This window comes from Methylosinus sp. DMC45 (assembly GCF_056313885.1).
Window position 1 is genome coordinate 128,725 of sequence record NZ_JBQUZK010000003.1, and the last position, 18,954, is coordinate 147,678.

Sequence of the window (18,954 nt, forward strand, 5' to 3'; positions counted from 1 at the left end):
CGCCTCGGGCCTGAAACGAAAAAGGCCGCGCCTATCCGGCGCGGCCGCGTCATTCGGCGAGGTCGCTTCGCTTCAGAAGCCGACGCCGACGAGCACGAAGCGGGGGCAGGCGATGCTCTCGCAACGCCGCGGGGCGGGACGCAGCGCCTCCGCCACAGGCGTCGGAAGCAGCGGCGCGCGCGCCTCCATGCGACGGCGCGGCGGCGCCGGACGATGCGCGAGCGCGCCGGGCCGCCGAGCGATATGATGAAGCTTGCGATGCGCCGCAGCGGGCGCCGGCTGCGCGACGCGCTCGATCACCGGCGGAAGAGGCGCAATCTCGGCGACAGGCGCCGTCTCGGGTGCGCGAACGTCGAGCTGAGCCACAGCGGCGGGGGCCGTATCCGCAGAGGATTCGACGGGCGTCTCCAGCGCCAGCGCGGAAAAAGATACGCAGGTGGCGAAGATCGCCGCAGCAAGCCGCATGGCCTCATCCTTTCGTCTATGAAACGTCGCCTCGGACGTTCCCCGCCCGGACCTTTGGAAATTACGTTGAACGGCGCACACGCTCGAAACCGCGTCGATTTTACGACGCCGAGAACCCTTCAAAAGCGTTCACGCTCTCGAATGAGCGGCCACACTAGACGATTTCGCCCGCCTTGGCCAGCGATCGGGCGAGGGGGCGGCAGAGTGGCGGCGGGCATGTCGAATTTCGCCGAGGCGCCAAACGCATCGCTTCGAATATCGAGAATGAATCGGCACGCCATTCAACGATACAGAAGCGCTAGATCTCAAGCATATGGGTTAGTTGCCGGCGTCCCTGCGCCGTCGGTCCAGATGTCGTCGGGAAGGGAGCGATCTCGATGGCAGACCCGATCATGATCCGGATATGTGATTTTATCGATAGGCGCACGCGCGCCCATAACCAGACATCGAGTTGGTTGTTCGCTGTGGTTGTGCAGATGGTGGCCAATCGCGACACCAGCTTTGAAAGCGGCGGCATCACCAGCGCGGAGAATCGTTTCGGTAGCGCCCTCGATCAGCGTTACTTCGCCTTCCAGGACATATAGCAGCTCGTCCTCAGCGCTGTGCCAATGCTTGAGGGAGGACAGCGACCCGGGCTCGAGTATCTCAATGAGGGCGCCGAACTGCGTCAGCCCCGCCGCTTCGCTGATCCAGAGCGTACTCGCTGGTCCGCAGACATCGCCGGGCTCTCGATCCTCGGTCACGAATTGCATTGGTCTGATAGCGGGCATTGCACACGCTCTTTTTTATTTCCCATTGGGAAGCGCTCGATCTTGGGAGGACCTACGCCAATATCCTGTTGGAAGCAGCATAATCCCAAAAGTGTGAAGAGCGAAGGGAGCTATGCGAATTGGATCGCCTCGACAACGCAACGCGCCCTAATCGGAAAGCCGTGACACGGGCCACTGTTTGACCTCGAACACGTTCTGATCCTCTTGGAGCCCGCAAGAAATTCTTGTCGATATCGAATGATCGTTCAGGGTCGAAATGCGAATTTCAAAACGGCCCCGGTTTCGTTCGAGCGCAGCTCCCGGCGCGCTCAACGCCCGCCGCGCGGCCGCGAATAGACGCCGGTTCGGCCGCCCTCGAAGCGCCGCGACAGGCCGCCGCGCGGCGTGACGGCGAGCTCGAGCCGATCGAATTTCATCGGATCGTCCATGCTCGCCTCGAACTTCGAGACGGCGAGCGTCACCACATCGCCCCGGCGCGACCAGCAGCCGGAGGCGATCTCGTCCAGCGCGCCATAGGCGAGCATATAGTCGAAGCGCCCGTCCGGGCGCAGCAGCAGCTCGGAGCCGGTCTCCATCACGCCGCTGAGATAATAATGGCCGGCGAGCGACGGATCGCCCGCCTCGCAGCCCGCCGCCGCGGAGACGAACGGCGTCGCCGCGAGGGCGAGCCGAAGCGCCGCGCGCGCCCGGCGCAGGATCACTGCGCGTTCTTCATCGCGGAGGGCAGCATCGCCGGGTCTTCCTCGATCAGCTTCTCTATGCCGCGATCGTCGATCGGCTTGGCGGCCGCCGTCGCGACGGGCTGCGCCTTCAGCCCGGTCTGATCGGCGAGCCATTCCCGCCATTGCGCATGACTGCCGTTGAACGTGTTCTGATCCACGGCGACGGAAATTCCGGGGACATGGCCGTCGGAGCGATATTGCCAGAAGGTCCATTTGCGGTCGCCATAGCGCACCGCCGGATGATATTTCGTCGAGCGCACCCAGATCGGATATTCCGCCAGCGCGCCGGAATGCAGGATCGCCTGATAGAAATCCACCGAGCTGTAGATGATCGGCTTCTTGCCGTAATGGCGCTCGAGATCTTCGAGCATGACGCGCATGTCGCGCAGCACTTCCTCGCGATAGAGCGTGCGCTTGCAGGTGCGGGAAGTGGGCGTCGCCTCCACGTCCAACACGGGCGGCAGCGCGTCCGGCTCCACTGGCACGACGGATTTGAAGAAGCCGGTCTCCTCATGCGGGGGCCGGCACCAATAGACGAAATGATAGGCGCCGCGCGGCACGCCGGCCGCCTTGGCCGCCGCCCAATTGCGCTGGAACTTGGAGTCGAGCGCGTCGCCGCCCTCGGTCGCCTTGATGAAGGCGAAGCCGACGCCCGATTCCTTCACCGCCTGCCAGTCGATATCGCCCTGATATTTGGAGACGTCGACGCCATGCACGGAGAATTCGGCGCTGCGCGTCGCCGGATAGGCGTGCAGCTGCGACTCCGGCACCGCATAGGCGAGATAGGTCGGGTCCTTGCGCGTGTTGACCAGCGGCGCGCTGGTCGCGAAGCGCGGGCGCGCGCTATAGGACGGATCCACGGCGCTGCCGCAGCCGGAGAGGGCCGTGGAGAGGAGGACGGCGGCCGCGGCCGCGAAAATCTCGTTCGATCGCATTGCGCGAAAATATCCCGCAAGCCGGTAACGAAGCGTTAATTCCCCAAAGCCGGCGCGATTCGCCACAGGCTCGGCCGCGCGACTCATCGAAGGCGGAACCATAACGTGGCTATGCTCAGAAAGGAACCATAGCCGACGACATCGGTGACGGTGGTGACGAAGGCGCTGGAGGCCACGGCCGGATCGACCTTCCAGCGCTCGAGCAGCATGGGCACGAGAATGCCGCCAAGCGCGCCGGCGGCGAGATTGGTGAACATGGCCAGCGCCATCACCGGGCCGAGGCCGATCGTCTGGAACCAATTGGCCGCGACGAGCCCGGTGATCAGGCCGAAAGCCGCGCCATTGAAGGCCCCTGTCGCCAGCTCGCGCAATATGATGCGCATGGCGTTGGAGCGCGAGAGCTCGCGCGTCGCCAGCGCGCGCACCGTCACCGTCATCGTCTGCGTCGCCGAATTGCCGCCCTGGCTGGCGACGATGGGCGCCAGCACGGCGAGCGCCACCATCTGCTGCAATTCCGTCTCGAAGGCCTTCAAGACGCTGGAGGCGATGAAGGCGGTGCAGAGATTGACGAGCAGCCAGACGAAGCGGCTCTTGACCACCCACCAGAAGCTGTCGGTCAGCTCCTCGTCGCGGCCGACGCCGCCGAGCGCCTTGATCTCGTCGGAGGCGGCCTCCTGAATGACGTCCACGACGTCGTCGATGGTGATGACGCCGACCAGCCGCTCCGCCTCGTCCACCACGGGAACGGACACGAGATTGTAGCGCTCGAAGAGGCGCGCGACTTCCTCCGTGTCCTCGTCGAATTGCACGCGGCGGCGATCCGCCTGCATGATCTCCTCGACGCGCGTCTTGGGATGGGCGCGCACCAGCGCGTCGAGAAAAACCGTGCCGAGCAGCCGATAGGCGGGATCGACGACGAAGACCTCGAAGAAATTGTCCGGCAGCTCGTCCGGCTCGGTGGCGCGGAAGAAATCCAGCACCTCGCCCGCCGACCAGAAGGGCGGCACGGCGATCAGCGTCGTCTGCATCAGGCGCCCGGCCGTGCCCTCGGCGGCCTCCAGCGAGCGGCGCAGAATGATGCGTTCCTGCGCCGGCAGCGCCTCGAGGACCTCCGCCTGCTCCTTGGGCTCCAGCGTCTCCAGAATGGCGACGGCGTCGTCGCTCTCGAGCTCGCGCATCGCCTCGGCGAGCGTCGCGACCGGCAGCTCCTCGAGGATATCTTCTCTCGTCGATTCCCCGACCTCGGTCAGAGCGGCGAAATCGAACTCGTCGCCCATTAGCTCGACGAGGCGCGGGCGCTCCTCATGATCGAGCAATTCGATCAGCGCGCCGACATCCGCCTCGTGGAGCGGGGAGACCAGCTCCTTCACATGGCCGGAATCGCCTTCGGCGATGGCCTCTTCCACCGCGGCGACGAAATCGGCGCGCGGCTCGCCGGTTTCCTCGTCGCGAAAATTTCCTTCCGCAGGCGCCGATTTTTCATGGTCTTGCGACATATGGGGGCCTGATCGATGCGCGAGGGGGGCGAGCGGCCGGCGAGACCGGGACAAGGGCTCCCATAACGCGCCGCGCCGGGAAAGCAAACCGCCTATGCATGTTCTTTCGACTCTTCGTCCTGCCGCTCGTCGTCTCGCCGCGGCTCTGCTCGCGCTCACGCCCGCCGCCTTCTCGCCCGCCGTCGCCGGCGCGGCCGAATGCGGCGCGCAGGCGCTGGGCGTGTCGCGGACGATCGCGATCGACGGAAGCGAGGGATTGGCGCTCGGCCTGCAGACCTATCCGCGCACGCTGGCGCTCGCCGATCACGAGGTCGTCCTCACCTTCGACGACGGCCCCGCCCATGGCGCGACCGAGCGCGTGCTGGATGCGCTGAAAGAAGAATGCGCGCGGGCGACCTTCTTTCTGGTCGGCGCCCGCGCCGCCGAGGCGCCGGCGCTGATCCGCCGCATCGTCGCCGAGGGCCACAACGCCGGACATCATTCCTACAGCCATCCCGCACGCACGCTGCGGCTGATGAGCGAGGACGCCGCGCAGGCCGACATTGAAAAAGGCTTCCACGCCGTCGACGCCGCCGCGGGCTTTCCCGCCGGCGCGCCTTCGCCGCATTTCCCTTTCTTCCGCTTTCCCGGCTTCGCCGACACGCCGGAGCTGGTGCGCTGGCTCGGCGAGCGCAATGTCACCGTCTTCGGCGCCGATCTCTGGGCCTCCGACTGGCAGGAGATGACGCCCCGCGCCGAGCTGGAGCTGGTGATGTCGCGGCTGCAGGCGGCCGGCAAGGGCGTCATCCTGTTTCATGATCCGCGGCCCTCGACGGCGGCGATGATGCCGGATTTTCTCCGCGAGCTGAAAGCGCGCGGCTTTCGCCTCGTTCACATCGTCCCCGGCGAGGGGCCGACGCCGATCGTCCACGCCAAGCCCGGCTGGACCTCGGCGACGGAAGGGATCATCGCCAAGACGCTCGGTCCCAAGGGCCTGCGCAGCGAGCCGCAGGAGGAAGGCCGGGGGGTGAAATCGCGGTAGCGATCAAATCCGCCCGCGGTCGCAGGCGTAGAAGCCCTTCGCGCCCCAGCAGGGGCCGGTCTGATAGACGGCGCCGAGATCGCGATCCTTGAGCCGCGCGGTCCAGACGCGGCCCTGCCGCAGCTTGATCGTCAGCGGGCCTTCGTCGATCTCGAAGATGACCTCCTTCGGCTCACGCAGGATACGGCACGATTTGGCGATCACGACGCGGCCCTGGAGCTTCACGAAGCAGCGCGCCTCATATTCCTCGAGCGCGCCCGTGGAAGGAGCGGGGGCCGTCTCGGAGGGCGGCGCCTCCGCCGGCTCCTCGGCCTCCGCGACCGGCGCCGGCGCTGCGGCCGGGCGCGGCGCGGGAGCTCGGACGGGGGCTCGGACAGGCGCTTGGGCAGGAACTTGGGCCGGCGCTTGGACAGGAGCCGGGGCGGGAGCTTGGGCGGGAGCCGTGGTCCCCGTCTGCTCCGGGTCCGCGGACGGGACGAAAGGCGCGGCGAGCGGCGGCGCATTGTCGAAGGCGCTGCGCGGCTTGCCCGAAAATTCGCCGAGCGCGGAGGCCGGATAGCCGAGATCGCCCGCTGCGCCCGGGACGGCGGCGACGAGGCCGACCGCCAGAAAGGCCCCGGGCAGCGCATGTCTCACGCTCATGCCCTTGTCTCCTCGCCTCATGTCCCACATTGCCGCGTCTCGTTTTCTATCATGCTGGCGCCGAAGAGGTTTCCTACGTGAGCGTGGCGGCGAAAAAGGGCGCGAGTTCGGCGCCGGAAGGGCCGCCCCGTGTCTGCGACGCGCAAGCTCGCGCGCGATGGAGCCCAAGACCGCCCGCAGACCGCATCCTCGCCGCAATGGCGAGAGAGGATGAGGCCGACCGGCGCCACGGGAGCCGGGCCCGCAGAAGCCGCGACGGATGAGCTGGTTCGATCATGGCCGACTGGAATGCGCTTCTCTATTCGACTTTCGAGACAGAACGCACGCGGCCCGCGCGCGAGCTGCTGGCTCGCATTCCGCTCGAGGCGCCGGGATTCATCATCGATCTCGGCTGCGGGCCGGGCAATAGCGCAGAACTGCTGGCCGGGCGTTTTCCCACAGCCCGTCTGCTCGGCGTCGATTCTTCGCCGGACATGATCGCCGCCGCCCGCGCGCGCCTCCCCGCCGCCGATTTCGCGCTGGCGGACATCGCCGATTTTCGTCCCGACGCGGCGCCCGATCTCCTCTTCGCCAACGCCTCGCTGCAATGGCTCCCCGATCATCGCGCGCTGCTTCCGCGCCTCGTCGCCACGCTCGCGCCCGGCGGCGTCCTCGCCATGCAAATGCCCGACAATCAGGACGAGCCGAGCCATCGGCTGATGCGGGAGGCCGCCGCCGCCGGCCCCTGGGCGCAGAAGATCGGCGACGCCTTCGCGATCCGCTCGAAAATCCTCGCCGCCGAGGCCTATTACGATCTTCTGCACGAAACCGGCTGCGAGACCGATGTTTGGCGCACGACCTACGCCCATCCGCTGGCGGGAGCGGACGCGATCGTGGAATGGGTGCGAGCGACGGGGCTGCGGCCGTTTCTCGCGCCCCTGACGGAGGAGGAGGCGCGCGGCTTCGTCGCCGCCTATCGAGCGGCGCTCGCCGACGCCTATCCGCGCCGGGCGGATGGAACGATTCTGCTGCTCTTTCCGCGGCTGTTCATCGTGGCGCGCCGCAAATGAGCCGCCGCGAGCGCGCCGCGGCTCAGGCGGAGGCGGCGGGCTTGGCCAATTGCGCGGCGCGGGTCGCCTGCTCGCGGCTCGGCACCATGACCCAGGCCTCGCCGTCCAGCACCACCTTGCCGTCCACCAGGCACTCGCAGTGCAGGCGGGCGCGGCGGCCCTTCTCGATCAGCTCGACGATTTCGACGACGACGTGAATCACGTCGCCGATCTTGACCGGGGCGCGGAAATTCAGCGTCTGCGACAAATAGACCGCGCCCGGCCCCGGCAGATACATGCCGATGACGGTGGAGATCAGCGAGGCCGTGTAGAGCCCATGCACGATGCGCTCGCCGAAGCGCGTCTTGCTGGCGAAATGGTCCGACAGATGGATCGGATTGCGGTCGCCGGAGAGATCGGCGAAGGCGATCACGTCGTCGTCCATGACGGCCTTCATCAAGGTCTCGCGCATTCCGACGGCGAGGTCTTCGAAATAATAGGTCTTGAAGGGCGTCGACATGGATGCGGTCACCGGCCTTTGTCGCCCGGGCGGAAGAGGCCGCCGGGCCGTTTCTCCATCTACCACACCAGAAACGGCGCAAATGCAACCGGTTTGACTCCGGCCCCGGCCAGAAGCGCCCCCATTGCGGCCGCGTCCAGCCGGCGGTCCGGCGGCGGGTAGAGCTCGTCGCGATGCACGCCCTCGGTCAGAAACAGCGAGTCGAGGCCGGCGCGGGAAGCCCCCAGCAAATCCGTGGCCACGCCGTCGCCGATGGCGAGAACCCGGGCGGGAGCCTCGCCGGCGAGAGCGGCGATGCGGCCGATAGCGGCGGCGTAGATCGGCGGATAGGGCTTGCCGGCCATCACCACCTCGCCGCCGAGCGCGGCGTAGCGCTCGGCCAGAGCGCCGGCGCAATAGACCAGCTCGCCGGCGATGCCGACCACAATGTCGGGATTGGCGCAGAGCATGGGCAAGCCGCGCGCGCGCATGCGCTCCAGCGTTCCTGCATAATCGTCCGGCGTCTCGCGGCGCTCGTCGATGAGCCCGGTGCAGACGACATAATCGGCGGCCTCGAGCGGGACGCGGCGGAATTTTCCGCCGAGCAGCCGATCGGCGGCCTCGAAAAGCCCATTGTCGCGCGGCGGGCCGAGGTGATGGCACGCCTCGCCGTCGCGCGCGACCATCTGCTCCAGCGTCAATTGACCGGCGCTGACGAGATCATCATAGGCGACGCGCGGCAGGCCGAGCCCGTCGAGCTGTCGGCGGACCTCCTCGCTCGGCCGCGAGGCGTTGGTGACGAGCGCCACCTTGCCGCCGCGGGCGCGGAATTTCTCCAGCGCCTCGGCGGCGACGGGAAAATGCGAGCGCCCGTCGATGAGCACGCCCCAGACGTCGCAGAGGATCGCGTCATAGCGATCGGCGAGCTGCGACAGGCCGGAAATCTGCGGAATCGTCATATCAGAACCGCGGCTGCTCAAAGGCCGCGGCGTGGGCCTGCGGCGCGACCTGCGAGAACTGGCCCGTGGCCTCGTCCAGCGCCAGCAGCCTTCCGTCCATCACGCCGAAATAGGCGCCGTGCAGCGACAGATAATGGCGCTGCTCCAAAGTCGCGATCCAGGGGAAGCTGCGCAGATTGGCGACGCCCTGCTTGATCGATTCGAAGGCGAGCCGCTCGACATAATCGGGCGTGACGGGGTCTGGAATGGCGCCGGCGCGCTCGGCGGCCGGGGCCAGAAGCTTGATCCAGCTGCCGATGAAATCGCCGGCCGAGAGCGGCCGCGTATAGGGATCGGCTTGGCTCTCCGCATAGGCGCGCACGCCGCCGCATTGGGCGTGGCCGAGAATGACGAGATGCTGCACCTTCAGCGCCATCACCGCATATTCCAGCGCGGCGGAGGTGCCGTGATACTGATTGTCCGGCGCATAGGGCGGCACGAGATTGCCGACATTGCGAATGACGAACAGCTCGCCCGGCCCGGCGTCGAAGATCGCCTCCGGCGCGACGCGTGAATCGCAGCAGCCGATCACCATCGTCCGCGGCTTCTGGCCTTCCGCCGCCAGCTCGTGGAATCTCTGCTGCTCGCTGCGAAACCGCCCGGCGAGAAAGGTCTCGTAACCCTTCTCGAGATGGGCGGGGAGAATGTCGCCGGGCTGCTCTGTCGGGCCGGCTTCGGTCATATTCGCTCCCTGGACACGGCCGGGCGATGGCGCGCCGGCGGCGGCTCCTTTATTGTGGAGCGCGACCGACGAGGCAAGGGGAGAAAAAGAGAGCCATGATTTCGCGACCGCGACGCAGCGTGCTGGCCATGCCGGGCTCCAACGCCAGAGCGCTGGAGAAGGGCAAGACGCTCGCAGCCGATGTGCTGATGTTCGAGCTCGAGGATGGAGTCGCCGAGGCCGCCAAGGAGACGGCGCGCGAGCAGGTCGTCGCCGCGGTGAAGGGCGGCGGCTATGGCTCCCGCGAGATCATCGTGCGCGTCAATGTCTTCGATTCGCCCTGGTACGCCGCCGATATCGCCGCCGTCGCCGCGGCGGGGCCGGACGCCATCGTCGTCCCCAAGGCCAATAGCCGCGAGGATATTCTGCGCGCCGCGCGCGATATGAAAGCCGCCGGCGCGCCCGCCCACACCACGCTCTGGGCGATGATCGAGACGCCGCGCGCTCTCTTCGACATAGAGAAAATCGCCAGCGCGGCCGAGGAGGCGCCGCTCTCCGCCATGATGCTGGGGCCGAACGACATCGCCAAATCGACGCGGGCGCGGCTGACGCCGGGCCGGCCGGCGCTGGTCGCCTGGCTCTCCGCCTCGGTGCTGGCGGCGCGTCTGCACAATGTCGATATCATCGACGGTATCTACAATGATTTCAATGATCTAGACGGACTGCGCCGCGAGGCCGAGCAGGGCCGCGACCTCGGCATGGACGGCAAGATGCTGATTCATCCGGGCCAGATCGCCACGGTGAACGAGGTCTTCGCGCCCTCGCCGGCCGAGATCGAATTCGCGCGCAGAATCGTCGAGCTGTTCGATGCGCCGGAGAATGCGGCGATCGGCGTCGCCCATATCGACGGCCGCATGGTGGAGCGCCTGCATCTCGACGGCGCGCGGCGGACGCTGGCGCTCTACGCCGCGGCCTGAGCGGCGGCCTATCGGAGAGGCGGGGGCGAGGCGCCCTCGCCTTCCCCTGTTTCGCCTGCCCCTGTTTCGCTCGCCGGCGTTTTGCCGTCCAGCAGGCAGCTCACCGTCACATCGCCCATCACATTGATCGCCGTGCGGCAGCGATCCAAGAGCCAGTCGACCGTCAGCAGCAGCGCGATATAGTCCGTCGGCAGCGCGACGGCGCGGAACACCATCGTCATGGTCACGAGACCGGCCTCTGGAATGCCGGCCGCGCCGACAGAGGCGACGATGGAGGTCAGCACCACCAGAAATTGCTGGCCGAGCGTCAAATGCAGCCCCAGCAATTGCGCGACGAAGAGCGCCGCCATCGCCTCATAGAGCGCCGTGCCGTCATTGTTGAAATTGGAGCCGACCAGCGCGCCCATGCTCGCCGATTGCTCGCGCAATCCGACGCGCTCGCGCAAGAGCTCATAGGTGAGCGGCATGGTCGCCGTGGAGCTGCCGGTCGAAAAAGCCATCAGCAATGCGTCGCGCATGCCGGCGACAACATGCAGCGGGCGCGCCCATGAGCCGAGCCTGATGCGCAGCAGATAATAGAGGAATTGCAGCGCCAACGCGGTGACGACGGCGATGAAGAATCCGCCGAGCGCGAAAAAATCGCGAAAGCCCTTCACCCCGACGATGCTGGCGATGAGGCCGAAGACGGCGAGCGGCACGACATCGATGATCCAGTGCAGAATGGCGATGAGGCTCGTCAGCGCCACATGCACCAGATCCTCCACCGTGCGCACCTCATGCGTGCGCAGCCCGCGCAGCGCGACGCCGAAAGCGACGGCGATGAAGATGACGCCCATCACCGCGCCATTGTCGCCGAAAGGTCCGAGAAGACTCTTGGGCACGCTGTCGAGAAATTGCGTCAGCGGATCAGCGCCGACAGCCGCGGCCTTCTCCGCAGGGGCGGCGGGCGCCGCCGCCGTCCAGGCGCCGGGCTGCAGCACATTCGCCACGGCGAGGCCGATGAGAATCGCAACGAGCGTATTGGTGAACAGCAGAGCGACGAGGCGCAGCGCCTGTCCGCCGCCGAGATGCGCGCGCATGAGCGCCTGCACGATGGCGAGCAGGATCAGCGGCGGCGCCAGCGCGCCGAGCAGACGCAGGACGAGCTTGGCCGGCGTCTCGAGGATATGCGCCGAATCGCCGAGCGCGAGGCCGGCGCCGACGCCGAGCGCCACCGCGACGATGATGCGAGAATAGAGCGGAATGGCGCGCCAATGCGCGATGAGGCCGGTCGACGTCTCTCTATCTTTCGGTTGCAATCTTTTCGTCCTCCAATGATCGCCGACATGAAAATGACGCGAATTGTCAACCTTATAGGCCTATTCCCGGCGTCTCGGGAGACCTATGCTCGGCGCGTCCTACGCTCTCATCGTCAATGTCATGATCGCGGCGCTGTTCGCCGCGAGCTTTGTCTTCGTCGCGCTGGCCAATCCGGCCGACCGCCGAGCGCTGTGGTTCGCCGCGAGCTATATGCTCGGACTGTCGGCCCCGCTGAGCCTTTTCGTGGTCCGCTTCGGCGTCTGGCCCTATTTCTTCGGCGCGCTGAACTATGTGGGCTTTTGCGCGGGCCTATTTTTGATGGCGGCCTCTCTCGCCCGCTTCTATGGTCGCGGCCCGCGTTGGAGCGCGGTCGCCTTTCTCTATTGCGCCGCGCTGCTCAGCGGCGCGGCGATCGGCGAATGGCCGCAGGACAGTCTCGCCTTCAACCTCGTCTATCAGACGCCCTATGCTCTGGCGACCGCCTGCTGCGGCTGGATCATCCTGCTCGCGAGCCGACGCGGGGCGCTCGAAGTGGCGCTCGCCGGCCTCTATGGGCTGATCGCGGCGCATTTCATCGCAAAGCCCTTTTTTGCGACCGCCTTCGGCGTCGGCCGCACCCCGAGCGAATATGTCGCCAGCTCCTATGCGATCGCCTCGCAATCGGCGACGGGCGTTCTGCTGATCGCAGCCGGGCTGCTCACCTTGCTCATCGTCGCGCAGGAGGCGATCCGCGAGGCGCGCCGCGCGGCGGAGATCGATCAATTGACCGGGCTCTTGAACCGGCGCGGCTTCGATCTCGCTTGCGCGTCTCGGCTCGCGAGCGCGCAGGCCGAGCGCGATCCGACGACGGTCGTTCTCCTCGATCTCGATCACTTCAAACGGGTCAATGATCGATTCGGCCATGCGGTCGGCGATGAGGTTCTGCAATATTTCGCCGCGCTGCTGCGGCTGACGACCCCCGAAGACGCGCTCGCCGGCCGCCTGGGCGGAGAGGAGTTCGTCATTTTCCTGGCGGGCGCCCCGCTCGCTCGAGGACGGCGCGTCGCCGAGATGATCCGGCAGGCGGCGGCGCTGCACGCCACGCCGCGCCTGCCCCCGATCACCGTCAGCATAGGCGTCGCCGAAATCGGCGCGGACGAGAGCTTCTCCCACGCCATGCGCCGCGCGGACGAAGCGCTCTACCGCGCCAAGACGCTGGGCCGCGATCGCGTCTGCGTCGCACGCGGGGCGAGACTGAAGGAGATCCAGGGCTGAGCGCCGATCATCGCTTCGCCCTTCGTCGGTCGCTATATTGTGCCGCTCCATCGCATCGAAAGGCCGAGCCGGAATGATCCGCGAAATAGCCCTCTCTCTTCTCGCTCTCGCCGCTCTCGCCTCGCGCGTCTGCGCAGCCCCCGCCGCGGAGCCGAAGTCGCGATACAGTGCTCTCCAGAACTGCCCCGCTGTCGATCGCCTGAAGCTCGCGAATCGCACGTTGGAGCGGAGCGGCAGGACCGCGATTTTCCGTTGCGCCGGCGTCGGCGGCTTTTCGGTCTATGTCGTGGACGATGATCCGCGCAGCTTCCTCGTGCTCGAGCGCGGCAAGACGCTCTATTCGCTGGAGCGGCCCATGGCTTCGGCCTTCTCGCTCGGCAATTTTCCCAATGTCACGGGCGCGAAGCAGGCCGAGTGGCGGCTCGATCCCGCCGGCGCGCCGGCCGGGCTGATCGTGCGCGTCGCCTATCAGCGCGCCGACGGCGCGTCCGCCTCCACGCTCATGGTTTTCGATCTGCGCGGCGAGCCCGTGGTCGTCGGCGCGGCGAAGACGAATGAGGAGGCGCGCGACCTGATCGACGGCATGCTCGTCGCCAGAACGCTGGAGGAAAAGCTGTCGCGCGAATGCAACGCCATCTATGTCTCGCTCTGCAAGGGATTTGCGTCCGGCCCGGAAATGCTCGGCGACTGCTTCGACGCGCGGCCCGAGATCGCCGACGAGGTTCCGCAAAAATGCGTCGCCGATTTCCAGACCAATGTGGAGAATTATCACCAGGCCAAGGGCGGCCACTGACCGAGGCTGTCGGGCTCGTCGCGCATGAGCGCGACGAGATCACGCCGCCTTCTTCTTCTCCGCGATCGACACCAGCGTGCGCAATATGCGGCGCGCGCCCTCGAGACGGCTCTTCATATCGGCGAAATCGCGGATGAAGACGATTCGCATGTCCGGCCGCACCTTGGCCTGCGTGCTCGGCTCCATCACATAGCGCGCGAGGCCGGCGGGATCGGCGAAATTGCCGTCGCGGAAGGCGATGATGACGCCCTTCGGCCCCGCCTCCAGCTTCTCCACATGCGCCCTGCGGCACAACGCCTTGATGGCGACGATCTTGAGCAACAGCTCCACTTCCGGCGGCGTCGGGCCGAAGCGGTCGATGAGCTCGGCCGCAAAGGATTCGATGTCCTGATCCGTCTCCAATGTCGAGAGACGCCGATAGAGCTGCAGGCGCAGAGTGAGGTCCTGAACGTAATCTTCCGGTATCGTCACCGGCGCGCCTATGGCGATGGTCGGCGACCACGCCTCCTCCTCCGGCTCCTCTATGCCGGCCTTCAGCAGAGTGATCGCATCGCCCAGCATCTGCTGATAGAGCTCGTAGCCGACCTCCTTGATATGGCCGGACTGCTCCTCGCCCAGAAGATTGCCGGCGCCGCGAATGTCGAGATCATGGCTCGCGAGCTGGAAGCCGGCGCCGAGCGTGTCGAGGCTCTGCAGCACTTCGAGACGCTTCTGCGCTTGCGGCGTGATGGTCTTGTTGGCGGGCGTGGTGAAGAGCGCATAGGCGCGCGTCTTGGAGCGGCCGACGCGACCGCGCAGCTGATAGAGCTGCGCGAGGCCGAACATATCGGCGCGCCAGACGATGAGCGTGTTGGCGGTCGGAATGTCCAAGCCAGACTCGACGATGGTCGTCGAGAGGAGAATGTCGAACTTCCCCTCGTAGAAAGCGGTCATGCGCTCTTCGAGATCGCCGGCCGCCATTTGCCCATGCGCCATGACGAATTTCGCCTCCGGCACGGCCTCGCGCAAAAAGGCGGCGGCGTCTTCCAGATCTTCGATGCGCGGGCAGACGAAGAAGGCTTGGCCGCCGCGATAGCGCTCGCGCAGCAGCGCCTCGCGCACGATGAGCGGATCGAAGGGAGAAACGAAGCTGCGCACGGCGAGGCGATCGACCGGCGCTGTGGCGATGAGCGACAATTCGCGCACGCCGGTCATGGCGAGCTGCAATGTGCGCGGAATGGGCGTCGCCGAGAGCGTCAGCACATGCACCTCGGCGCGCAGCTCTTTTAAGCGCTCCTTATGGCCGACGCCGAAATGCTGCTCCTCGTCGATGATGACGAGGCCCAAGTCTTTAAAGGAGATCGCCTTGCCGAGCACGGCATGGGTGCCGACGACGATATCGACCGTGCCATCCGCAATGCCGGCCTTGGCGAGGCGCGTGTCGGCGCTATTGGTCATGCGCGACAATTGCGCGATGCGAATCGGCAAGCCGGAGAAACGCGTCGAGAAGGTTCGGTAATGCTGGCGCGCGAGCAAGGTGGTCGGCACGACGACGGCCACTTGCCGGCCGTTGATCGCCGCGCAGAAGGCGGCGCGCAGCGCCACTTCCGTCTTGCCGAAGCCGACGTCGCCGCAGACGAGCCGATCCATCGGCCGGCCCGAGGCGAGATCGTCCAGCACGGCCTCGATCGCCGCGGCCTGATCCTCCGTCTCGTCGTAAGGGAAGCGCGCACAAAATTCGTCGTAGAGCCCTTCCGGCGGGACGAGCTTATTCGCCTGCCGCAGGCTGCGCTGCGCCGCGATCGCGATGAGGCCCTTGGCCATCTCGCGAATGCGATTCTTCATCCGCGCCTTGCGCGTCTGCCAGCCGACGCCGCCGAGCTTGTCGAGAACCGCCTCCGTATCCTCGGAGCCGTAGCGCGTCAAAAGCTCGATATTCTCGACCGGCAGATAGAGCTTGTCGCCGCCGGCATAGTGAATCTCGAGACAGTCGTGCGGCGCGCCGGCGGCGGTGATCGTCTCGAGGCCGATGAAGCGGCCGATGCCGTGATCGACATGCACGACGAGATCGCCGGCGGAGAGCGCGGCGACTTCGCCGAGCAGATTTTCCGTATGCTTGGTCTTGCGCCGACGCCGCACGAGGCGGTCGCCGAGAATGTCCTGCTCGCCGAGAATGGCGAGGCCTTCCGTCTCGAAGCCGTGCTCCACGCCGAGCACGGCCAGCGCCGCCGCGCCCTTGCCGAGCGCCAGAGCGGCGGGCAGAGAGGAAACCGTCTTCAGATCGCGCAGCCCATGCTCGGCGAGCACGCTGCCGAGACGCTCGCAGGAGCCGTCCGACCAGCCGGCGACGACGACGGTTCTGCCGGCGCCGCGCAGCGATTTCACATGCGCGACGGCGGCCTCGAAGACATTGGCGTTCTCGTCATTGCGCTCGGGTGCGAAATCGCGGCCGGCGCGCGCGGCGCAATCCACCGTCTCCTTGCCGGCGCCGTCCGGCGCGGCGAAGGGCGAGAAGGTCGCGAGGCTGCGCCCCTCGAGCTTGCCGCGCCACTCCTCTATGGTGAGATAGAGCTGGTCCGGCGGCAGCGGCTTGTAATTGGAATCGGCCGGCGCGGCGTCATAGGCGAATTTGCGGGCGTCGTAATAATCGGCGATCTGCGTCAGCCGCTCGCCGGCGGCTTCTTCCACCAGCGGATCGAGCAGAAGCGGGGCCTCGCCCACATAATCGAAGACGCTGCCCATGCGCGCATAGAACAGCGGCAGCCAATGTTCGGCGCCCTGATGGCGGCGGCCCTCGCTGATCGCCTCATAAAGAGCGTCGCCGCGCGTCTGGCCGCCGAAGCGCGTCGTGTAGGCCTGGCGAAAGCGCCGCATCGTGTCGCTGGTGAGCCGCAATTCGCTCATCGGCACGAGATCGAGCGAGCGCAATTGCCCAATGGTGCGCTGGCTCTCGGGATCGAAGCTGCGGATCGATTCCAATGTGTCGCCGAAGAAATCGAGGCGGATCGGCCCCGGCATTCCCGGCGCGTAGAGATCGACGATGCCGCCACGCTGGGCATATTCGCCGGTCTCGCGCACGGTGGAGGAGCGCAGAAAGCCGTTGGTCTCCAGCCACAGCGCCAGCTCGTCGAGACGCACCACATTGCCGGGCGCGGCGGAAAAAGTGTCGGCGGCGACATTTTCCAGCGGCGGCACGCGCTGCAGCAGGCAATCCACCGTGGTCATGACGACGCGGGGCCGCTCGGCAGAGGATTTGGAGCGGGCGAGGCGCGCCAGCGCCGTCATGCGGCGGGCGGATATAGCTGCGTTGGGCGAGACGCGGTCATAGGGCTGGCAATCCCAGCCGGGAAAATCCAGCGCTTCCACCTCCGGCGCGGCGAATCGCAGCGCCTCGCGAAAGGCCGCCGAGCGCTGCGCGTCGCGCGCCACATGGACGAAGACGGCCGGCCGCCCTTCCGCGACGCGGGCCAGCGCGCGGGTGAGATCGGCGGCGACGAAAGCGTCGAAACCGTCCGGGACATTCACGAAGCGGAGCTTGTCGCCTTTTTCCAGGCGGGCGACCGCGGATTTGAGATCGGTCATCGGAAGGTCGGGCTTTTTATCGCTGTTCGAATTCGCATGTTCTCGCGGAGCATGCTCTCAAAGATCGATCGGCTTCTCATGCGTGTGGAAAGCCGCGATCCGGCGGAAGAGGGGCGTGTCATAGCGTGGGGGAACCGGCTCGGCGCGCGACAGCCAGCGGAAGACCACGTCATCCTCGGCGTCCAGCAGCGCTTCGAGATCGTCGAGCTCGGCCTCGGGCAGAGAATCGACCGTGGCGTCGACGAAACGGCCCATCAATATGTCCATCTCGCGCATGCCGCGGCGCCAGGCGCGAATTTTTATGCGCTTGCGGCGAATGTCGGAATCGTCTGGCGTCGAGTGGCTCAAGGGCGGAAATCCGCGGGCGGACAGGGGCTAAGTACAAGAATGCGCGCGCCGGGCCGCCATTTCGGGCGCCGGCGCGAGACCGCAGGAATTAGCGCAGCCGGCGCGGAAAAGATAGATCATCCACAGCCTGTGCGAAGCCGTGCGAGACTGTCGTCGAGACAGTTGCAATCACGCTTCGATTACGGCATAAGGACCCCCGTCGCGTCGCCGCGACACGGATGCGGGTGTAGCTCAGGGGTAGAGCACAACCTTGCCAAGGTTGGGGTCGAGGGTTCGAATCCCTTCGCCCGCTCCAAAAATCATCGCTTCAGATGATAGGCGAAGCCTTCTGGGCGCTTTCCCGCTGTCCGCCTCGAGGCCGACAGCGTCCTTCTCCCGACGTATCCGAACTTCCGCCTCTAGGCCGCCTTCTGCTGCGCGGAACGCTCGGCCGCGCGCGTCTCGAGGGGCGCGAGGCGGAAAGACCGGGGCCTCTCGAACAAAAAGCGGAATCGCCCCCGCTCGGTCACGCGATGCAGCAGCAGCGGGACGATGACGCCGGCCATAGTGACGATGAGCGAGGCCCAGCCCACGCTGTCCACGAGATCATGATCGACGATGAGCTTGCGGGCGGCCGCCATCGGCAGGAAGAAGCCGAGATAAATGGCCAGCGAATTGGCGCCGCAATATCGAAGCCATTCCATCGAGGGAAGATCGGCGAGCAGAGCGGCGCCGGCAACGACCGCCGCCGCACCGGCGAAGCCCGTGACGAGGCTCACCAGCGGCAGCGAGGCGAGCGTCGGATAATCGGCCAAGGGCGTGGGCGAGAAGGCGAGAGCCGCATCGGCCATCGCCCAGCCGAGCAGCCAGTACCGCGCCGCGCGGGGATAACGCCGCGCCGATTCGGCCAGAGCGAAGACCCGCGGCGCGAAAAGATAGCCGGACAGAAAGTAGACATAGCGCGCGGCGAATTCGTCGGGAACGGCCCAGCCGGTCTCGATCGGCGCCGCCTCCAGCGCAGCGGCCGCCAGCAGCATGAGCGGCGGCGGAACGAAGCGCAGCAGCTTGGTCGCGACGAAGAAGATCGGCAGCAGATAGATGAACCACAGGGTTCCGAACGGCTCGACCAAAGCGAGCGCCAATTGCCCGAGCGCCGTCAGCGGATCGGCGCCCGGCCGCAGCGCGCTCTTGAACAGCCATTGGATGAGAAGCCACAGACAATAGAAATAGGCGAAATGAACGACCTTTTTGTCGAGATAGCTCCGCCAGTCCTGATCGATGGCGCGCGACAGAAACAGCCCGGCGATGAAGAAGAAGCCGGGGATGCGAAACGGCTTGGCGAAAGCCACCAGCCAATGCAGCAGCCCCTCGCCCCCCATGGCCTCCCCGACGCCGAGCGCGGAGTGCATCATGACGACGAGGATGACGCTCATCCCTTTCGCATTATCGATCCAAGCGATCCGAGCTTCTCTCATCGGCGCCCACCTCCACGCCGCTGGCGGACGC

Annotated in this window: 18 protein-coding genes and 1 tRNA gene; 6 read left to right on the forward strand and 13 right to left on the reverse strand. The window is 66.6% G+C overall.

Going from position 1 to position 18,954, the window contains the following annotated elements:
• Positions 1-72: 72 nt before the first annotated feature.
• The 5 genes from ACT53T_RS00785 to mgtE all read right to left on the reverse strand — a co-directional run bounded on the left by ACT53T_RS00785 (position 73) and on the right by mgtE (position 4,388).
• Positions 73-465, reverse strand: coding sequence for a hypothetical protein (locus tag ACT53T_RS00785; protein ID WP_476159494.1), 393 nt, complete (start codon positions 463-465; stop codon positions 73-75).
• A gap of 305 nt (positions 466-770) precedes the next feature.
• On the reverse strand, positions 771-1,235 hold the full coding sequence (locus ACT53T_RS00790; RefSeq protein ID WP_476159496.1) for a cupin domain-containing protein: 465 nt from the start codon (positions 1,233-1,235) through the stop codon (positions 771-773).
• 308 nt (positions 1,236-1,543) lie between these two features.
• Positions 1,544-1,936, reverse strand: a complete 393-nt coding sequence (locus ACT53T_RS00795) for a hypothetical protein (RefSeq protein WP_476159497.1) — start codon at positions 1,934-1,936, stop codon at positions 1,544-1,546.
• The gene (locus ACT53T_RS00800) at positions 1,933-2,892 is read right to left on the reverse strand and encodes a GH25 family lysozyme (RefSeq protein WP_476159498.1); all 960 of its coding nucleotides are present in this window, start codon (positions 2,890-2,892) and stop codon (positions 1,933-1,935) included. Before ACT53T_RS00800 ends, ACT53T_RS00795 begins: the two co-directional genes overlap by 4 nt.
• A gap of 83 nt (positions 2,893-2,975) precedes the next feature.
• A complete protein-coding gene (gene mgtE / locus ACT53T_RS00805) occupies positions 2,976-4,388 on the reverse strand; it encodes a magnesium transporter (protein ID WP_476159500.1) in 1,413 nt (470 codons plus the stop codon).
• A gap of 94 nt (positions 4,389-4,482) precedes the next feature.
• Between mgtE and ACT53T_RS00810 the strand changes: the two genes are divergently transcribed.
• Positions 4,483-5,409 carry a polysaccharide deacetylase family protein gene (locus ACT53T_RS00810; protein ID WP_476159501.1) on the forward strand — a complete coding sequence of 309 codons (927 nt, stop codon included), beginning with the start codon at positions 4,483-4,485 and terminating at the stop codon, positions 5,407-5,409.
• Positions 5,410-5,412: 3 nt separating this feature from the next.
• Here the strand turns inward: ACT53T_RS00810 and ACT53T_RS00815 are convergent, their stop codons facing one another.
• Complete coding sequence (locus ACT53T_RS00815) at positions 5,413-6,051, reverse strand: hypothetical protein (protein ID WP_476159503.1); 639 nt, start codon at positions 6,049-6,051, stop codon at positions 5,413-5,415.
• A 275-nt stretch (positions 6,052-6,326) separates the two neighbouring features.
• Between ACT53T_RS00815 and tam the strand changes: the two genes are divergently transcribed.
• The gene (gene tam, locus ACT53T_RS00820; RefSeq protein WP_476159504.1) at positions 6,327-7,100 is read left to right on the forward strand and encodes a trans-aconitate 2-methyltransferase; all 774 of its coding nucleotides are present in this window, start codon (positions 6,327-6,329) and stop codon (positions 7,098-7,100) included.
• 22 nt (positions 7,101-7,122) lie between these two features.
• Here tam and ACT53T_RS00825 read toward each other — a convergent pair whose 3' ends face one another.
• Genes ACT53T_RS00825 through ACT53T_RS00835 form a run of 3 tightly spaced genes read right to left on the reverse strand, consistent with a single transcriptional unit; the run spans position 7,123 to position 9,258 of the window.
• A complete protein-coding gene (locus tag ACT53T_RS00825; protein WP_018267432.1) occupies positions 7,123-7,599 on the reverse strand; it encodes a MaoC family dehydratase in 477 nt (158 codons plus the stop codon).
• 59 nt (positions 7,600-7,658) lie between these two features.
• The gene (locus ACT53T_RS00830) at positions 7,659-8,537 is read right to left on the reverse strand and encodes a TIGR01459 family HAD-type hydrolase (protein ID WP_476159505.1); all 879 of its coding nucleotides are present in this window, start codon (positions 8,535-8,537) and stop codon (positions 7,659-7,661) included.
• 1 nt (position 8,538) lies between these two features.
• A complete protein-coding gene (locus ACT53T_RS00835) occupies positions 8,539-9,258 on the reverse strand; it encodes a carbonic anhydrase (RefSeq protein ID WP_400765260.1) in 720 nt (239 codons plus the stop codon).
• 95 nt (positions 9,259-9,353) lie between these two features.
• Between ACT53T_RS00835 and ACT53T_RS00840 the strand changes: the two genes are divergently transcribed.
• Complete coding sequence (locus tag ACT53T_RS00840; protein WP_476159506.1) at positions 9,354-10,214, forward strand: HpcH/HpaI aldolase/citrate lyase family protein; 861 nt, start codon at positions 9,354-9,356, stop codon at positions 10,212-10,214.
• 8 nt (positions 10,215-10,222) lie between these two features.
• Here ACT53T_RS00840 and ACT53T_RS00845 read toward each other — a convergent pair whose 3' ends face one another.
• On the reverse strand, positions 10,223-11,512 hold the full coding sequence (locus tag ACT53T_RS00845) for a dicarboxylate/amino acid:cation symporter (protein WP_476159508.1): 1,290 nt from the start codon (positions 11,510-11,512) through the stop codon (positions 10,223-10,225).
• 85 nt (positions 11,513-11,597) lie between these two features.
• Between ACT53T_RS00845 and ACT53T_RS00850 the strand changes: the two genes are divergently transcribed.
• Positions 11,598-12,767 carry a GGDEF domain-containing protein gene (locus ACT53T_RS00850; RefSeq protein ID WP_476159509.1) on the forward strand — a complete coding sequence of 390 codons (1,170 nt, stop codon included), beginning with the start codon at positions 11,598-11,600 and terminating at the stop codon, positions 12,765-12,767.
• A 73-nt stretch (positions 12,768-12,840) separates the two neighbouring features.
• Positions 12,841-13,560 carry a hypothetical protein gene (locus ACT53T_RS00855; protein ID WP_476159511.1) on the forward strand — a complete coding sequence of 240 codons (720 nt, stop codon included), beginning with the start codon at positions 12,841-12,843 and terminating at the stop codon, positions 13,558-13,560.
• Between the two features lie 39 nt (positions 13,561-13,599).
• On the opposite strand, the gene mfd is transcribed toward ACT53T_RS00855, so the two are convergent.
• Together mfd and ACT53T_RS00865 are read right to left on the reverse strand one after the other, a co-directional pair.
• Positions 13,600-17,121 carry a transcription-repair coupling factor gene (mfd, locus tag ACT53T_RS00860; RefSeq protein ID WP_476159512.1) on the reverse strand — a complete coding sequence of 1,174 codons (3,522 nt, stop codon included), beginning with the start codon at positions 17,119-17,121 and terminating at the stop codon, positions 13,600-13,602.
• 57 nt (positions 17,122-17,178) lie between these two features.
• Complete coding sequence (locus tag ACT53T_RS00865) at positions 17,179-17,469, reverse strand: FAD assembly factor SdhE (protein ID WP_024878041.1); 291 nt, start codon at positions 17,467-17,469, stop codon at positions 17,179-17,181.
• A 220-nt stretch (positions 17,470-17,689) separates the two neighbouring features.
• On the opposite strand from ACT53T_RS00865, the gene ACT53T_RS00870 reads away from it, so the two are divergent.
• Positions 17,690-17,764 (forward strand) — tRNA-Gly (locus ACT53T_RS00870).
• A gap of 103 nt (positions 17,765-17,867) precedes the next feature.
• On the opposite strand, the gene ACT53T_RS00875 is transcribed toward ACT53T_RS00870, so the two are convergent.
• On the reverse strand, positions 17,868-18,923 hold the full coding sequence (locus ACT53T_RS00875) for an acyltransferase family protein (RefSeq protein WP_476159514.1): 1,056 nt from the start codon (positions 18,921-18,923) through the stop codon (positions 17,868-17,870).
• Positions 18,924-18,954 lie beyond the last annotated feature (31 nt).

Bases quoted from the DNA above. Each gene is read 5' to 3' on its own strand.
- ACT53T_RS00785 (WP_476159494.1), bottom strand. From the start codon at position 465: ATGCGGCTTGCTGCGGCGATCTTCGCCACCTGCGTATCTTTTTCCGCG.
- ACT53T_RS00790 (WP_476159496.1), bottom strand. From the start codon at position 1,235: ATGCCCGCTATCAGACCAATGCAATTCGTGACCGAGGATCGAGAGCCC.
- ACT53T_RS00800 (WP_476159498.1), bottom strand. From the start codon at position 2,892: ATGCGATCGAACGAGATTTTCGCGGCCGCGGCCGCCGTCCTCCTCTCC.
- mgtE (WP_476159500.1), bottom strand. From the start codon at position 4,388: ATGTCGCAAGACCATGAAAAATCGGCGCCTGCGGAAGGAAATTTTCGC.
- ACT53T_RS00810 (WP_476159501.1), top strand. From the start codon at position 4,483: ATGCATGTTCTTTCGACTCTTCGTCCTGCCGCTCGTCGTCTCGCCGCG.
- ACT53T_RS00815 (WP_476159503.1), bottom strand. From the start codon at position 6,051: ATGAGCGTGAGACATGCGCTGCCCGGGGCCTTTCTGGCGGTCGGCCTC.
- tam (WP_476159504.1), top strand. From the start codon at position 6,327: ATGGCCGACTGGAATGCGCTTCTCTATTCGACTTTCGAGACAGAACGC.
- ACT53T_RS00825 (WP_018267432.1), bottom strand. From the start codon at position 7,599: ATGTCGACGCCCTTCAAGACCTATTATTTCGAAGACCTCGCCGTCGGA.
- ACT53T_RS00830 (WP_476159505.1), bottom strand. From the start codon at position 8,537: ATGACGATTCCGCAGATTTCCGGCCTGTCGCAGCTCGCCGATCGCTAT.
- ACT53T_RS00835 (WP_400765260.1), bottom strand. From the start codon at position 9,258: ATGACCGAAGCCGGCCCGACAGAGCAGCCCGGCGACATTCTCCCCGCC.
- ACT53T_RS00840 (WP_476159506.1), top strand. From the start codon at position 9,354: ATGATTTCGCGACCGCGACGCAGCGTGCTGGCCATGCCGGGCTCCAAC.
- ACT53T_RS00850 (WP_476159509.1), top strand. From the start codon at position 11,598: ATGCTCGGCGCGTCCTACGCTCTCATCGTCAATGTCATGATCGCGGCG.
- ACT53T_RS00855 (WP_476159511.1), top strand. From the start codon at position 12,841: ATGATCCGCGAAATAGCCCTCTCTCTTCTCGCTCTCGCCGCTCTCGCC.
- mfd (WP_476159512.1), bottom strand. From the start codon at position 17,121: ATGACCGATCTCAAATCCGCGGTCGCCCGCCTGGAAAAAGGCGACAAG.
- ACT53T_RS00875 (WP_476159514.1), bottom strand. From the start codon at position 18,923: ATGAGAGAAGCTCGGATCGCTTGGATCGATAATGCGAAAGGGATGAGC.